Source organism: Lachnoclostridium sp. Marseille-P6806 (assembly GCF_964238185.1).
Classification (GTDB): Bacteria; Bacillota; Clostridia; order Lachnospirales; family Lachnospiraceae; genus Brotaphodocola.
In genome coordinates, this window is record NZ_CAXSLG010000009.1 from 15,692 (window position 1) to 32,078 (window position 16,387).

Annotated in this window: 15 protein-coding genes; all 15 read left to right on the forward strand. The window is 44.1% G+C overall.

The features are described from left to right. Positions 1-16 precede the first annotated feature (16 nt). The 15 genes from ACESON_RS12150 to ACESON_RS12220 all read left to right on the forward strand — a co-directional run bounded on the left by ACESON_RS12150 (position 17) and on the right by ACESON_RS12220 (position 16,318). Positions 17-2,866: an ATP-binding protein gene (locus ACESON_RS12150; protein ID WP_373110139.1), complete on the forward strand. Its 2,850-nt coding sequence runs from the start codon at positions 17-19 to the stop codon at positions 2,864-2,866. Between the two features lie 407 nt (positions 2,867-3,273). Next, complete coding sequence (locus ACESON_RS12155; protein WP_373110141.1) at positions 3,274-5,142, forward strand: TIGR03960 family B12-binding radical SAM protein; 1,869 nt, start codon at positions 3,274-3,276, stop codon at positions 5,140-5,142. Further along, a complete protein-coding gene (locus ACESON_RS12160) occupies positions 5,126-5,836 on the forward strand; it encodes a TIGR03936 family radical SAM-associated protein (RefSeq protein WP_177959608.1) in 711 nt (236 codons plus the stop codon). The genes ACESON_RS12155 and ACESON_RS12160 overlap by 17 nt, the downstream gene beginning before the upstream one ends. After that, complete coding sequence (locus tag ACESON_RS12165; RefSeq protein ID WP_373110313.1) at positions 5,829-7,004, forward strand: ribonuclease E/G; 1,176 nt, start codon at positions 5,829-5,831, stop codon at positions 7,002-7,004. The genes ACESON_RS12160 and ACESON_RS12165 overlap by 8 nt, the downstream gene beginning before the upstream one ends. A gap of 21 nt (positions 7,005-7,025) precedes the next feature. Further along, positions 7,026-8,381, forward strand: coding sequence for a Trk system potassium transporter TrkA (trkA, locus tag ACESON_RS12170; RefSeq protein WP_373110143.1), 1,356 nt, complete (start codon positions 7,026-7,028; stop codon positions 8,379-8,381). Between the two features lie 13 nt (positions 8,382-8,394). Next, entirely contained in the window at positions 8,395-9,834 is a 1,440-nt protein-coding gene (locus ACESON_RS12175; protein WP_373110145.1) for a TrkH family potassium uptake protein, read from the forward strand. Positions 9,835-9,997: 163 nt separating this feature from the next. Next, on the forward strand, positions 9,998-10,306 hold the full coding sequence (gene rplU / locus ACESON_RS12180) for a 50S ribosomal protein L21 (RefSeq protein WP_373110147.1): 309 nt from the start codon (positions 9,998-10,000) through the stop codon (positions 10,304-10,306). A 2-nt stretch (positions 10,307-10,308) separates the two neighbouring features. Next, complete coding sequence (locus ACESON_RS12185) at positions 10,309-10,647, forward strand: ribosomal-processing cysteine protease Prp (protein WP_373110148.1); 339 nt, start codon at positions 10,309-10,311, stop codon at positions 10,645-10,647. Between the two features lie 3 nt (positions 10,648-10,650). Continuing rightward, on the forward strand, positions 10,651-10,941 hold the full coding sequence (gene rpmA, locus ACESON_RS12190; RefSeq protein ID WP_118534195.1) for a 50S ribosomal protein L27: 291 nt from the start codon (positions 10,651-10,653) through the stop codon (positions 10,939-10,941). 155 nt (positions 10,942-11,096) lie between these two features. Next, complete coding sequence (gene obgE / locus ACESON_RS12195; RefSeq protein WP_373110315.1) at positions 11,097-12,380, forward strand: GTPase ObgE; 1,284 nt, start codon at positions 11,097-11,099, stop codon at positions 12,378-12,380. A gap of 24 nt (positions 12,381-12,404) precedes the next feature. Next, positions 12,405-12,701, forward strand: a complete 297-nt coding sequence (yhbY, locus tag ACESON_RS12200; protein ID WP_177959613.1) for a ribosome assembly RNA-binding protein YhbY — start codon at positions 12,405-12,407, stop codon at positions 12,699-12,701. A gap of 21 nt (positions 12,702-12,722) precedes the next feature. After that, on the forward strand, positions 12,723-13,331 hold the full coding sequence (gene nadD / locus ACESON_RS12205) for a nicotinate-nucleotide adenylyltransferase (RefSeq protein ID WP_177959614.1): 609 nt from the start codon (positions 12,723-12,725) through the stop codon (positions 13,329-13,331). Positions 13,332-13,352: 21 nt separating this feature from the next. Further along, complete coding sequence (yqeK, locus tag ACESON_RS12210) at positions 13,353-13,970, forward strand: bis(5'-nucleosyl)-tetraphosphatase (symmetrical) YqeK (RefSeq protein WP_373110151.1); 618 nt, start codon at positions 13,353-13,355, stop codon at positions 13,968-13,970. Positions 13,971-13,974: 4 nt separating this feature from the next. Then, positions 13,975-14,331, forward strand: a complete 357-nt coding sequence (gene rsfS / locus ACESON_RS12215) for a ribosome silencing factor (RefSeq protein ID WP_177959616.1) — start codon at positions 13,975-13,977, stop codon at positions 14,329-14,331. A gap of 238 nt (positions 14,332-14,569) precedes the next feature. Then, positions 14,570-16,318: a C40 family peptidase gene (locus tag ACESON_RS12220; protein ID WP_373110153.1), complete on the forward strand. Its 1,749-nt coding sequence runs from the start codon at positions 14,570-14,572 to the stop codon at positions 16,316-16,318. Positions 16,319-16,387: the final 69 nt, after the last annotated feature.

The window sequence follows — 16,387 nt, forward strand, 5'->3', positions numbered from 1 at the left end:
GAAAAGGAAGAAATAGATGAGTAACAGAATGAATGCAGGTAATAGAAAAAAGAGCAGGATCCGACAATGCGGCAGCCTTTTATTGTGCGGTATTCTTTGTATCATATTCCTTGCAGTCCCAGCCAGGGCAGCAGGTTCAGAGGCAGACCGTGAAGCGGCAGAAAAAACCAGTACAGATAAAGCACATTCTGAGGTGGTTAAGGTTGGCTGGTATGAAGATTCTTACCATATCACAGGTAAGAACGGAAACCGGAGTGGTTATGGCTATGAGTATGAGCAGGCGGTGTCTGCCTATACTGGCTGGGATTATGATTATGTAACCGGAAACTGGGAAGAACTGTTGAAAAAGCTGCAGGATGGTGAGATTGACCTGATGAGTTCCCTGTCCTATACGGATGAACGTGCTAAAACTATGTTGTTTTCAGACCTTCCGATGGGGGAAGAAAAGTATTATCTCTATGCAGATCTGGCAAATTCAGATATTTCAGCATCAGATATCTCAAGCTTAAATGGCCAGTCTATTGCCATGATGGAGAACAGTGTGCAGACAACGCAGTTTTATGACTGGGAGAAAAAATATAATGTAAAAACAAAGCATGTATTTGTAAACAGTATGGATCAGGCAATGGAAATGTTTGGAAAACATGAGATCCAGGGAGTAATTTCCACAGAGACGTCTATCTGGGTAAATACAGGTTTGTCCGCAGTATTTACAACAGGTGGATCTGAGATTTATTATGGAATCAATAAAAACCGTCCTGATCTGAAAGAAGAACTTGGCAGTGCCATGCGTGCTATGGAAAATGATAAACCTTTTTATTCCGATGATCTTTATAAACAGTATATTGCAACTCAGTCTGTTGCAGTCCTTTCCAGTGATGAGCAGGAGTGGTTGAAACAACATGGGGCAATCCGGGTAGGATATCTGGAAAATGATCCGGGTTTCAGTGCAGTTGATCCACATAGTGGCAAATTGATGGGTGTGGTTAATGATTATGTTGAATATGCTTCGAATTGTTTTGAGCAGCCACTGGAATTTGATCTGGTTGGACTGGATTCGCAGGAAGCGTTGATACAGGCAGTGAGGGACGATAAAATTGATATGATTTTTCATGTCGATCAGAATCCCTATTATGCCGAAAAGAATGGCTTATCATTATCCAATACTGTTTTATCGCTTCCCTTCGCTGCTGTGACTGCACAGGAGGCTTTTAACGAAAGTGCAGAAAATACAGTTGCCATCGCAAAAGAAAATTCCAAATATAAATGGTATGTTACTTATAATTATCCAGATTGGAATATTAAAGAATATAATTCGATAAAAGATGCGGAGCAGGCAATCCGTAATGGGAACGCAGACTGTTTTATTGCCAGGTCCGGACAGGCAATGGATTATGTCAATGACAAAAAAATGCACAGTGTGTTTCTGACCAAAACTGCAAATACATTATTTGCAGTAGACAAGGGAAATACGATCCTTATGTCGATCCTGAATAAGACTTTGAAATCCATCCAGACTTCAAAGCTGACGGGAGCAGTAACCATGTATGAAGATTCTTTAAAAAAAGTTACGTTTAGTGATTTTGTGAAGGATAATTTCCTGCAGGTTATCATTATGTTTTCTCTGGTATTTATACTGATACTGGGAATGTTCATTCATTTGCTGAAAAAGGCAAAAGCTGCTGAGAGGAAGGCAAGAGAATCCAAGATACAGGCAGAAAAAGCAAATGCTGCGAAGTCTGCGTTCCTTTTTAATATGTCCCATGATATCAGGACACCAATGAATGCAATTGTTGGATTTACAGATATTGCCATGAAGAGGAAGCCGGACAAAGAGGTGGAGAATTGTCTGAAAAAGATCAGGCAGAGTTCAGAATATCTGATGACACTTATTAATGATGTGCTGGACATCAGCCGCATTGAAAGCGGTAAACTGGAATATAAACCAGTACCGGTAGATCTCAGGGATATGACAGATACTGTTTTGTCGATTGCAAGGGGATATACAGAAAATCGAGACCTTAATTTTTATGTTTCAAGAGAAGAACTAAAAAATCCTTATGTGATGGCGGATGAACTCAGAATCAGGGAAGTATTGCTCAACATTATCAGCAATGCAGTCAAATTTACAAAAGACGGAGGTACTATTTCATTTGCGGCAGAAAACTGTCCAGGCAATGATGAGCACCATACGATCGTACGCTATCGTATATCGGATACCGGGATTGGTATGAGTGAGGAATTCCAGGCCAGAATATTTGATGAGTTCAGTCAGGAAAATGGTGGGGCAAGAACCAGTTATAAGGGAACCGGACTGGGAATGGCCATTGCCAAACAGTATGTAGATCTTATGGGTGGAAAAATTGAGGTCAGCAGCAGAAAGGGGATTGGTTCAACATTTACGGTAGAAATCCCCCTGCTTATAGCAGAACAGATATTGATTGAAAAGGAAGAAACGTTAAGGAAAGATATGGATTTACATGGTCTGCATGTCCTTTTGGCAGAGGACAATGATTTAGACGCAGAGATAGCAGTAGCTTTATGGGAAGAACAAGGGATGATTGTAACCAGGACTGTCGATGGTAAATCTGCCCTGGCACAGTTTTGCAATACAGCTCCGGGGACCTTTGATCTGATCTTGATGGATATTATGATGCCGGAAATGAATGGATATGAAACGACAACAGCTATAAGAAATCTTCCGGACCGTCCGGACGGAAAGAAAATACCTATTATTGCAATGACGGCAAATGCATTTGCAGAGGATGTACAGGCTGCTTTGAATGCCGGGATGGATGATCATGTGGCGAAGCCGATTGATATGAGTATTTTAATATCTGTCATAACAAAATATATAGAACGATGATTCATTCGATGAAAAATTGTATTGAAGGAAACACTCGTTTTTAGGTTCCAGGCTTTGACGAATATTCGAACAACTTGATAAAAAGTTCGACGAATAAGGCGAAATATTTGGGCTTCGGGAAAGATTATGTTGCGGAAACGCAGGAAATACCGTATAATAATGCGGTCTGATCTGCATAAAATGATGCTTTTTACCATCTGGTGAAAGGTAATGAAGAAATTGTGTGCATTTCAGAAAAAATTTTTTTGTAACAATAGCATCTGGATAGCAGAAAAATGTCTGCGTAAAAAAATAGTTGACAAATTCTGTTTGTTCAGTTAAGCAACAAATTCAGTAACAAAATGGGTTAGAAACGGGCGGTTTTATTTCGCCCGTACATTAAGAAAAAGCAGGTAAAATAAGCATTTATGAGAAAATTAGCATTGAGTGATGAGATACTGTTAAGTGTCCAGCAGCCCGCCCGTTATATCGGCGGCGAATTTAATATGGCAGAAAAAGTTCCAAATGAACAAATGATAAGATTTGCCATGTGTTTCCCGGACGTTTATGAGATTGGCATGTCCCATCTTGGCATGCAGATCCTTTACGCCATGTTCAACAAGCGGGAAGATGTATATTGTGAACGTGTCTTTTCTCCCTGGCCGGATTTAGATGCCATTCTGCGAAAAAAGCACATTCCTCTCTTTGCCCTGGAAAGTCAGGATCCGATCAAAGCCTTTGATTTTCTGGGCTTTACCATTCAGTACGAGATGTGCTATACCAATATCCTTCAGGTACTGGATTTAAGCGGAATTCCTCTTCATGCAGAGGACCGAAAGGAAAATGATCCCATTGTAATCGGAGGTGGTCCCTGCGCCTACAATCCGGAACCGCTGGCCCCGTTCTTTGATATGTTCTACATCGGAGAGGGAGAGACTCAGTATGACAATCTCTTTGATCTGTATAAGGAGATTCGGAATAACGGCGGAAACCGCTGGACATTCCTGGAGGCTGCTGCCAAGCTGCCTGGTATTTACGTCCCCATGTTTTACGATGTGACCTACCATGAGGATGGCACGATTGCAGAATTTAAACCAAATACCCCTGGTATTCCGGCCACCATTGCAAAGGAGCTGGTGGTCGATATGGATGATGCTCCATATATTGAAAATCCTATCGTTCCTTTTATTAAAGTTACACAGGATCGCGTAGTCCTCGAAATTCAGAGGGGCTGTATTCGCGGCTGCCGATTCTGTCAGGCAGGAAATATTTACCGGCCGCTTCGAGAACACAGTCTGGAATATTTAAAGAGCTACGCCCGCCGGATGTTAAAAAACACCGGACATGAGGAAATTTCCCTCAGCTCTTTAAGCTCCAGCGACTATACGTATTTAAAAGAGCTGGTTACCTTTCTGATTGATGAATTTCATGGAAAGGGTATCAACATTTCTCTTCCTTCCCTGCGAATTGATGCTTTCTCCCTCGACGTAATGAGTAAGGTACAGGATGTTAAAAAAAGCAGTCTGACGTTTGCTCCAGAGGCTGGAAGCCAGAGACTGCGCGATGTTATTAACAAGGGACTGACAGAAGAAGTGATTTTAAAAGGCGCATCGGAGGCCTTCCATGGCGGATGGAACAGGGTAAAGCTGTATTTTATGCTGGGACTTCCGACGGAAACTGTGGAGGACATGGAGGGCATTGCCCTGCTTTCTGAGAAGATTGCAGAGCTTTACTATGACGAGATTCCAAAGGAGCAGCGCAATGGCAAGGTCCAGGTTGTAGCCAGCTCCTCCTTCTTCGTTCCCAAACCCTTTACCCCCTTCCAGTGGGCAAAAATGTGCACAAAAGAAGAATTTTTGGAACGAGCTTATCTAGTCAAGGACAAGTTTAAAGAAATGCTGAACAGAAAGAGCCTGAAATACAACTACCATGAGGCAGATCTGACCGTATTGGAAGGAATTCTTGCCCGCGGTGACCGGCGCGTAGCTCCGGTTCTGGAAGAGGCATACCACAAAGGCGCCATGTTTGATTCCTGGGGAGAATATTTTAATAACGACATCTGGATGAAAGCTTTTGAAACCTGCGGCGTAGATATGGATTTCTACACCGTCCGAGAGCGCAGTCTGGATGAAGTTTTCCCTTGGGATTTTATCGATGCCGGTGTTACCAAGGAATTTTTAAAACGGGAATGGCTGGCTGCTGTCAGTGAAAAAGTAACGCCAAACTGCCGTCAGCAGTGTTCCGGCTGCGGTGCCCGTCAATATGGAGGAGGTGTCTGCTTTGAAGATAAGAATTAAATTTGCCAAGGAAGGCACCATGAAGTTTATCGGTCATTTGGACGTTATGCGCTATTTTCAAAAGGTGATGCGCCGGGCCGATGTCGATATTCGCTACAGTGAAGGATTCAGTCCTCATCAGATTATGTCTTTTGCTTCTCCTCTGGGAGTAGGCATGGAAAGCCGGGGCGAATATGTAGATATTGAAGTACTGAGTACCGATTCTTCCGAAGAAATGCTCCGCCGCATAAACGGTGCAATGACAGAGGGAGTGGAAGCGCTTTCTTACCGTCTTCTTCCCGATACCGCTGCCAATGCCATGTCTCTGGTTGCTGCTGCCGACTACACCTTGAGATTCCGTGAAGGATATGAACCGGAGGATCCCGCCTCTTTTGTCCGCGGTTTAAAGGATTTTCTGAAACAGGAACAGATTCTGGTTATGAAAAAAACAAAAAAAGGGGAAAAAGAGGTTAATATCCGTCCTATGATTTACGAAATGGAAGCGGATGAAGAGAAAATTTTCCTGAAAATTGCCGCCGGAAGTGCTGCCAATTTAAAGCCGGATGTTCTGATTCGCGCTTATATGGAAAGCCAGGGAGAGACCATGGCTGATTTTGCACTGATGATCACAAGAAATGAATTATACGCGGATAGCGGTTCTGAAAACAGTCATCAGTTCCTTCCGCTGGAAGCCTTTGGTGAAAATATTGAATAAGCTGATTATTACAAAATGGAAAAACCGGATCCTGACTGTTTTATTTTCCGACAGACAGCCCCTGGAAATCGGTCTTGAGGAAAATACATCGATCCTTGGCAATATTTATATTGGTAAAGTAAATCGGATTGTTAAAAATCTGAATTCTGCCTTTGTTGATTTTGAAAAGGGACAGACAGGATACTACAGCCTTTCTGATAATCCCTGTATTCTCTATGCTGACGGTCATGAGGGAACCTTAAAAGCAGGAGATGAAATCATTGTACAGGTTGCCCGTGATGCTGTACGCACAAAGGATCCGGTTCTTAGCTCCAATCTGAATTTTACAGGTCAGTACGGAGTTTTGACAGCCAGAAAAACCATTGTCGGCTTTTCTTCTCGCATCAGTGACAAAGCTTGGAAAGAACAGCTGCGCCCTGTTTTGGAAGCTGCTCTCCAGGATGAAGCAGGGCTTATTGTCCGAACCAATGCATATGGTCATGAGGAGCAGCTGCTGGATGAGTTAAAAAAACTGCAGGTACTTTACCGGAATGTCCGTCAGGCTGCCGCATACCGTACCTGCTACAGCCTTCTCTATCGCCCAGATCCAGAGTACATTAAAACGATTCGCAGCTGCCCCTTAGGCAGTCTGGAGGAGATTGTAACGGATGTCCCAGAGGTTTTCGAGCAGCTTCGTTTGTATTTTGACAGCTGTGGTCCGGAACAGCAATGCTCCTTCCGACTTTATGAAGATTCCATGATCTGCCTTTCCAATCTGTATTCTCTGGAATCCGTCATGGATCGGGCCTGTCAAAAACGCGTCTGGCTGAAATCCGGCGGTTATCTGGTAATCGAATATACAGAGGCGATGGTTGTCATTGATGTAAATACCGGAAAATACTCTGGAAAAAAGAATCAGGACGATACCATCCGCATGACTAACCGGGAAGCCGCAGAGGAAATCAGCCGGCAGCTTCGGCTGCGGAATCTGTCAGGAATCATTATGGTTGATTTCATTGATATGAAACGTCAGGAAGACAAAAACGAACTGATGGATTACCTGAAAAGACTGGTACGTCACGATCCGGTCAAAACCACCGTTGTTGACATGACCCAGCTGAATCTGGTAGAAATCACAAGAAAAAAGGAAAAGAAACCACTCTGGGAACAGATTTCCCAGAAGGAATAAACCTAAAAGGGGATTGATAGCATGAAAATCATTATTGTTGGCTGTGGTAAAGTGGGGTTTACCCTGGTCGAACAACTGAATAACGAAGGACATGACATTACGGTTATTGATCGTGACGGTGCCAAACTGCGCGCTCTTACCGACAGTCTTGATGTTATGGGAGTAGAAGGAAACGGTGCAGTTTATCAGGTGCAGGCAGAAGCAGGTATTCAGGACACCGATTTGCTGATTGCAACCACCAACTCCGATGAGTTAAATATGCTTTGCTGTCTGATTGCTAAAAAGGCAGCAAACTGTCACACTATCGCAAGAATCCGAAATCCAGAATATTCTCAGGAGCTGTCCTTTATTCGAGAAGAGCTGAATCTCTCTATGGCAATTAATCCAGAGCTGGCTGCCGCTACAGAAATATCAAGGCTTCTGAAGTTCCCGTCAGCCATTAAGGTCGATACCTTTGCAAAAGGCCGTGTGGAGCTTCTGAAATTCCATATTCCTGCTGATTCCGTTCTTCATAACATGCAGGTATTGGAAGTATCTGCACAGCTTCACTGCAACGTGCTGATCTGCGCTGTAGAACGGGAAAACGATGTTATGATTCCTGACGGACGTTTCCGGATGCAGGCAGGAGACAAAATATCCTTTATTGGTTCTCCTGAAGAGGCCGCCAAGTTTTTCCGCCAGATTAACATTAATACAACAGCCATTGGCTCTGCCATGTTTGTCGGCGGCGGCAAGATTACCTATTATCTGGCCAAGCTTCTGGAAAACACAAAAATTAAAATTAAAATCATCGAACAGGATCTGAACCGCTGCAATGAGCTGAGTGAGCTGCTTCCCAAGGCTCTGATTATCCATGGTGACGGCTCTGATCAGAAGCTGCTTCTGGAAGAGGGACTGACACAGACAGAGGCCTTCTGTTCCCTGACCGGCTTTGATGAGGAAAATATCATGCTTTCCCTCTATGCCGCATCCATGACCACAGCCAAGCTGGTTACTAAAATCAACCGAATCGCCTTCGAAGATGTAATCCAGAAAATGAATCTTGGCAGTATCATTTATCCGAAGCTGATTACAGCGGACAATATTCTCCAGTATGTACGCGCTATGCAGAATTCTATGGGAAGTAATGTGGAAACCCTGTATAAAATTGTTGCAAACAAGGCAGAGGCCCTGGAATTCCGCGTTGGAAAGGACAGTCCGGTTGCCGGAGTCCCCCTGGAAAAACTGTCCTTCAAAGACAATCTTCTGATTGCCTGCATCAATCGAAACGGAAAAATCATTACGCCTCGAGGTAAGGATACGATTGAAACAGGAGATACGGTTATCGTTGTAACTACCCATTCCGGGCTGAAGGATCTGAAGGATATTTTAAAATAGAAGGTGCAGATAAATGAATATCAGTATGATTTTATATTTTCTCGGCTGGGTACTGAAAATCGAAGGTATTCTGATGATCCTTCCCTGTGCCATTGCCTTGATTTACCAGGAGCTTAGCGGACTTTATTTTCTTGGAATTGGACTGTTCTGTGTGACTTCCGGTTGGCTTATGTCGCGGAAAAAACCATCCAATACGGTCTTTTATGCAAAAGAAGGATTTGTCTCAGTGGCGCTGAGCTGGATTGTGCTCAGTATTTTCGGCGCGCTCCCATTTTATTTCAGCGGTGAAATACCGCTGTTTGAGGATGCTCTTTTCGAGGTTATTTCCGGCTTCACCACCACAGGAGCCAGTGTTCTTTCCGATGTAGAATCCCTGAGCCGCTGTATGCTTATGTGGCGTAGCTTTACCCACTGGATTGGCGGTATGGGAGTGTTGGTTTTCATCCTTGCAGTACTTCCTCTTGCAGGGGGCTACAACATGCACATTATGCGAGCAGAAAGCCCGGGACCATCTGTAGGAAAGCTGGTTCCCAGGGTAAAGCTGACTGCAAAAATCCTGTATGTGATCTACTTTTCCATGACAGTACTTCAGATCCTGATTCTTCTGCTCAGCGGTATGCCATGGTTTGACTCTCTGGCTATGAGTTTTGGTACTGCCGGCACCGGTGGCTTTGGAATACTGAATTCCAGCTGTGGAAGCTATACAACCTTCCAGCAAGCCGTATTTACCATATTTATGATCCTGTTTGGAATTAACTTTAACGTATATTACCTGTTCCTGATCAAAAAACCAAAGGATGCCCTTCACTGTGAGGAAATGAGGGGATATCTGGCAATTATTGCAGCAAGCATCCTGCTGATTGCCTGGAATATCCGCGAATATTATCCTACGATTCTCCAGGCCATCCATCACAGTGCGTTTCAGGTTGCATCGATTATTACAACAACGGGATATTCTACTGCAGATTTTGATTTGTGGCCATCATTTTCCAAAACGATTCTGGTCATTCTGATGTTTGTCGGCGCCTGCGCCGGCAGTACGGGAGGCGGTATCAAGGTATCACGTATTGCGATTGCATTTAAGACAGTGAAAAAGGAAATGTCCTCTCTGATTCATCCGAGAAGCATTAAAATTCTCAAATACGAGGGCAAACCGATTGAACATACTGTACTTCGCTCTATAAACACCTACCTGATCACTTATATGCTGATTTTTGCATGTTCCGTACTTCTGATCAGCCTGAACGAATTTGAGCCAACAACCAATTTTACTGCTGTAGCTGCAACGCTCAATAATATTGGACCTGGTCTGGAAAAAGTGGGACCCACCTGCAATTTTGGAATTTTTTCTCCTTTTTCCAAGTATGTGCTGATGTTTGATATGTTGGCTGGCCGTCTGGAGCTGTTCCCCATGCTTCTTTTATTCTCTCCTAGAACCTGGATGAAAGAGTAGAAGAGCAGACTGCTTTAAAACATTTTTTGCCTTTTTTAGAAAAACGGTTGACATTCGTTTCAGAACATGCTATTATTTTCGAGTATGCCGCACAATGAGGTCGATAAGAACCGGAGCAATCCGATCACCGAAGTTGGCGAGTAATGATAATAGGAGGTGCCATATGTACGCGATTATTGCAACAGGTGGTAAGCAGTACAAAGTAGCAGAAGGCGATATCATTAAGGTAGAAAAGCTTGGTGTAGACGCTGGCGAAACCGTTACGTTTGACCAGGTTCTTGTAGTGAACAACGGGGAGCTGTCCATCGGATGCCCGACTGTAGCAGGAGCAACCGTTACCGGAACCGTAGTGAAGGAAGCTAAGGCTAAAAAGGTAATTGTTTACAAGTATAAGAGAAAAACTGGATACCATAAGAAAAATGGTCACAGACAGCTCTATACCCAGATCAAGATCGACAAGATCAACGCTTAATTATGATTAATGTAACTGTTTTTGTTGATTCCGGACACAATTATCACGGTATTGAGCTTTTAGGTCATGCCGGCTGTGCCGATGATTACCAGGAAGGTCAGGAGCTTGTCTGCGCTGCAGTTTCAGCATTGACTCTGAATATGGCAAATTCTGTGGAACACTTCACAGAGGATCGGTTTACAGCAGAAGAAGAGGAAGAAAGTGGTCTGTTTCGCTTTCATTTCTCTGATAAATCCAGTCCGGAAGCAGCACTCCTTATGAATTCTCTGATATTCGGTTTACAGGATATTGAGGATACATACGGAGAACCGTATATAAAAATTCGATTTAAGGAGGTGTAAGAGATGTTTAAGATGAACCTTCAGTTATTCGCTCATAAAAAAGGTGTAGGTTCTACCAAGAACGGTAGAGATTCCGAGTCCAAGAGACTGGGTGCCAAGAGAGCAGACGGTCAGTTCGTATTGGCTGGTAACATTCTTTACAGACAGCGCGGTACCAAGATCCATCCGGGTCTGAACGTAGGACGCGGCGGCGACGATACTCTGTTCGCTACTGTAGACGGTGTTGTAAGATTTGAGAGAAAGGGCAGAGACAAAAAGCAGGTTTCTGTTTATCCGAGAACAATCAACGAATAATTTGACTGGCGGGCTTCATACTGATTCTGAGTATGAAGCCTTTTTTAAACCGGATTCTGGCGAAATCAATCAGCCAGACAGGAGTATCTCCTGTACCGGATGATTCGCAGCTGTCACAAAAGGAATGCCTGAGTGCAGAAAGGATAGGTGTATGGATGTTTGCAGACAGTGCCAAAATATTCATTAAATCAGGAAAAGGCGGAGATGGTCACGTAAGTTTCCGCAAAGAATTATTTGTTCCGGCAGGCGGCCCCGACGGTGGGGACGGCGGAAAGGGCGGAGACATTATTTTTGAAGTGGATCCGGGCCTGAACACTCTGACGGATTTCAGACATGTACGGAAATATGCAGCAAAAGATGGAGAACAAGGCGGAAAGAAGCGATGCCACGGTGCAAATGCCGAGAATCTGATCATTAAGGTTCCGGAAGGTACTGTAATCAAGGACTTTGAAACCGGTAAGGTAATCGCTGACATGTCCGGTGAAAATAAACGAGAAACAATTCTGCGGGGCGGAAAAGGCGGTCTTGGCAACATGAACTTTGCCACTCCTACCATGCAGGCTCCAAAGTATGCACAGCCAGGACAGCCAGGTCACGAGCTCTGGGTTACTTTGGAATTGAAGGTAATTGCAGATGTGGGACTGGTGGGCTTCCCCAATGTTGGCAAATCCACTCTGCTTTCCCGCGTATCCAACGCGCGTCCTAAAATTGCCAACTATCATTTTACAACCTTAAATCCTCATTTGGGAGTTGTTGACTTAGACGGCGGAGCCGGATTTGTTATGGCTGATATTCCTGGCCTGATTGAAGGTGCATCTCAGGGCGTTGGTCTGGGACATGCCTTTCTCCGCCATATTGAACGCTGCCGCGTTCTAATTCATGTTGTAGATGCTGCGGGAACCGAATGTCGAGATCCCATTGCGGATATCCGTGCCATCAATAAAGAACTGGAAAGCTACAATCCGCAGCTTCTGAAGCGTCCTATGGTAATTGCTGCCAACAAAATGGATGCTGTTTATGGAGAGGATGAGGATCCGCTTGAAAAACTGAAGAAGGAATTTGAACCTGAGGGAATTCGGGTATTCCCGATTTCTGCTGTCAGCGGAAAAGGCGTAAAGGAGCTTCTTTATGCCGTTTACCAGCTTCTTCAGACAACCAGCCAGGAACCTGTTGTATTTGAAAAAGAATTTGAAATTGAATATGCAGGAGATCGGAATCTGCCGTATACAGTAGAAAAGGAAGAGGACGGTATCTTTGTAGTAGAAGGTCCCCGCATTGAAAAAATGCTGGGTTATACGAATCTGGAATCTGAAAAGGGCTTCCAGTTCTTCCAGAACTTCTTAAAAGAAAACGGAATTCTGGACGAGCTTGAATCTGCCGGAATCCAGGAAGGTGATACGGTTCGGATGTACGGTCTTTCTTTTGACTATTATAAATAAAATAAAAAGGAGTAAGGATAAGTTATGACAAGCAAACAGAGATCTTATCTCAAGGGAATTGCCATGACCACAGAGCCTATTTTCCAGATCGGAAAATCCAGCGTAACTCCGGAGCTGACTGCAGCCATTGCAGAAGCTCTGGAAGCACGGGAGCTGATCAAAATTACTGTTCTGAAAAACTGCCTGGATGACGGAAAGTCTATCGCACAGGTTTTAGCAGAACGGACCCGTTCGGAAGTGGTACAGGTTATTGGCAAAAAAATTGTATTATATAAACCGGCCAAGGACGAATCCCGTCGGAAAATCGTACTGCCGGACTAAAGAAAAAAGGAGTGTGCAGTCATGGCAGAGATTGGTATCATGGGCGGAACCTTTGATCCCATCCACAATGGTCACCTGATGCTGGGACGTCAGGCCTATGAGGAGTATCACCTGGACGAGGTATGGTTTATGCCCTCCGGCAATCCGCCACACAAAAAGGATCATCTCGTTACAGATGCTGCTCTGCGCTGTAAAATGGTCCGTCTTGCCATTGAAGGTTTTCCCAAATTCCGGCTGTCCGAGTTTGAAGTGCAGCGCGCCGGAAACACCTACACAGCGGAAACTCTGCGGCTTCTGCACCTTCATTATCCGGAACATCGGTTCTATTTTATCGTAGGAGCCGATTCTCTTTATGAAATTGAGAACTGGTTTCATCCAGAGCAGGTTATGAGTCAGACAATTCTGCTGGCTGCCGGTCGTGAATATGCAGATGCTCCTCGAAATATGGAAGAGCAGATTGCTTATCTAAAAGAAAAATATAAAGCCGATATTCGGATGCTTCACTGCCGTGAGATGGACATTTCTTCTAATGAGCTGAGGGAAATGGAATCTCACGGACACCGGATCAGCCGCTATGTACCAAGGTCTGTAGAAAATTATATTCAAATCCACAAGCTGTACCAGGATTAACTGAAACAGGAGTGAGCTTTTATGATAACCATAAATGAACAGATTGTAACATTTCGTAAGCAGTTAAAATCAAAGCTGGATACCATGCGGTATGAACATTCTGTCAGTGTATCCTATACCTGTATTGCTCTTGCCATGCGGTATGGATTCAGTTTAGAAAAGGCAGAGTTAGCCGGTCTTCTTCATGACTGTGCCAAACGCTATACAGACAATGAGCTAATTGCCCGCAGTCAGAAACATGGACTGTCTCTGACTGAATCTGAATTAAAGGCTCCGGCTGTTATCCACGCAAAATATGGTGCCTGGATGGCCCGCAATAAATTCGGGATTCAGGATGAAGAAATTCTTTCAGCTATCCAGTGCCACACTACCGGCAAGCCAGGCATGGGCATATTGGATAAGATTCTTTATATTGCAGATTATATTGAACCGCGCAGAGATAAGGCTTCCAACCTTGCACGGATGCGGTATCTGGCCTTTCAGGATCTGGATCAGACCATGTATGAAATTCTGGCCGGAACAATCAATTATTTAAAAGGCAAAGGCGGCTGTATCGATCCCATGACGATTCAGACATTTACCTGGTTTGAAAAGCTCATCCAGGAAAAATGCAGTGCTGCCGAAGCGAAAGGAGAGTAAGCCAATGGACAATTCCAAAGAAATGGTAAAGCTTGCAGTCAATGCCCTGGAGGACAAAAAGGGTGAAGATATTCAGATTATAGATATTCGGGAAGTATCTGTACTGGCAGATTATTTTCTCATTGCCAGCGGTTCCAATACCAATCAGGTACAGGCCATGGCCGATAATGTTGAAGAGACCCTTGGCAAGGCAGGCTATGTCTGCCGTCAGGTTGAGGGTTACCAGAGCGGAAACTGGATTTTAATGGATTATGGCGATATTATTGTCCATGCATTCTGCAGAGAGGATCGCCTCTTCTATGATCTGGAAAGAATCTGGCGGGATGGAAAAATTATGAGTAAGGAAGACTTTCCTGCATAATTTTCAGTTTTGCATTTTAGTTTACATATTTTATTTATGTAAACTTTTGGTTTATGTGCCGCAGAGAGGAGAGCTCATCTGCGGCATTTATTCTGTCTTTCTTTTTAATCAATTTTTAAATATTTCTTTCTGTTATTCCTATTTCATCTGTGCTAAAATAAAATATTGGTAAAATAGTAATTTTGCCCTATATTGATATAGATATACTACATATATAGACAAAGGAAGTTATTTTTTCATGAATAACCTGATAAAACGATGCTGCGGCATCCTGAGAAAACACCGCAGCCAATGGATTTCAGCTGTTCTTATGCTCCTTATCAGCGTAGGGCCTGTTGCAGCTTCCCGACTTTTCCAGGTACAGCCAGCTGATATTCCCGTAAAAACAGTGGAAGAGGATACCATTATCCTTCCGCCAGTCCCCGAAACAATTCCAGAACAGCCATCCTCTGAAGCTGTGGAGGAAGTCTGGCAGCCTGATATCACACAGCTGAATCTGGCTCATTTTTTTTCAGAAGGAGCTAATACAGAAGATCCATCCCAGAGCCTGGCCGGAGAAGTTTTCCAGGAACTGATGACACAGGACCAGGAGTGGAGCAGTTCTATCTATGGCTGTTCAGATATTTCTCCGGAAAATATGGCAGCCCAGCTGGGACTCCCCAGAGAAACTGTTATAGGAAAATACAATCCTAACAACGAACACCACAATCCGGAGGATCCCTCTACCTGGACCATAAACAGTTTTAAAGATATCCGCATGACAGTTACAGACGGGGATGGTCGTTCCATTTCCCCTTATTCGAATGTTCTTGAAATTATGTCTATGGCAAACGTCTACACCTATTATTATGGAGCAGATAATGTTTCCCTTTTCCTTTCCTATGCCCGTCAGCTGTGGGAGGCATCTCATTCCTATCAGCTAAACATCAGTGATATTTATTACTGTTCCGGCTGCATAAGTGAAGACGATCAAAAGAGGGAACTAGAACAGTTAAGAACCGAAGCCATGGAAGAGGAAGGGATCGACGCATCAGAAGCATCATCCAGCTCTGAAGAAAATACCGCATTTGAGACAGGCACCCCAAGCTCCGCAGTCATTGAGGTGGGAAAATTCCGGGCAGCACAGAAATCTGCTGCAACTGCATCTAATTCCTTTTCTTTCATGGAGGAGGCTAGCCCATCTAATGCCTCTGTCTACGAAATAAGCTCTCTTCAAAAGGAAACAGATCAGGAAAATTCAGAGCTCACCGTCTGTCCAGGACATGTAGATTTGATTATTCATATGAAAATTCATGGACTTAGCGAACAAAACAGCCTGTTTTCCATTGATTCCTTTCAGGAGACCAATGCCTTGGCTGATCCTCTTGGAGAAGATTCCTCTGGCTGGAAGGGCTGGACCGATACAAATAAAGCTGCAGCCATAGCTCTAAGCCAGCAGGACTGGTTTGAGAAGTATGGATTGACTTTTTCCGGAATTTCTACAGGAGTCCCTCTGACATCTTCCGAAATACAGGCCTATATGGCAGAGCTTCCACTCACACTTTCACAGACGAGGAGAGATTTGATTGAGTTTGCCCTTCAGTCTGTGGGAAAGGTTCCCTACTATTGGGGAGGAAAAGCTTCTGGTCCTGACTACGAGCCAAATGGCTTTGGCACTATCATTTCTCCAGACTATAAAGGAAGAATTTTAAAGGGACTTGACTGTTCCGGATGGATCAACTGGGTCTACTGGTCTGTGACGGGAAACCGGCTTCCCTATGAAAGCACTGCAGGACTTGCAGCCTGTGGAACCCCCATCAGCCGCAGCGAACTGCAGCCAGGAGACATTGTTCTTCATACAGGAACTGATGCCCATGTTATTATGTTCCTGAGATGGACAGCAGATGGAAAAATTCAATGTATCCATGAAAGCAGCGGACCTGTAAACAACGTATGCGTGTCTGTCCGCGATGCAAACTGGCCCTATTACCGCAGACTCATTGAGTAACCTCTGTAAAACTATATGACAGCAGATATCATAAGAAAGGAATCCAATAATCATGCGTTACGATGACAA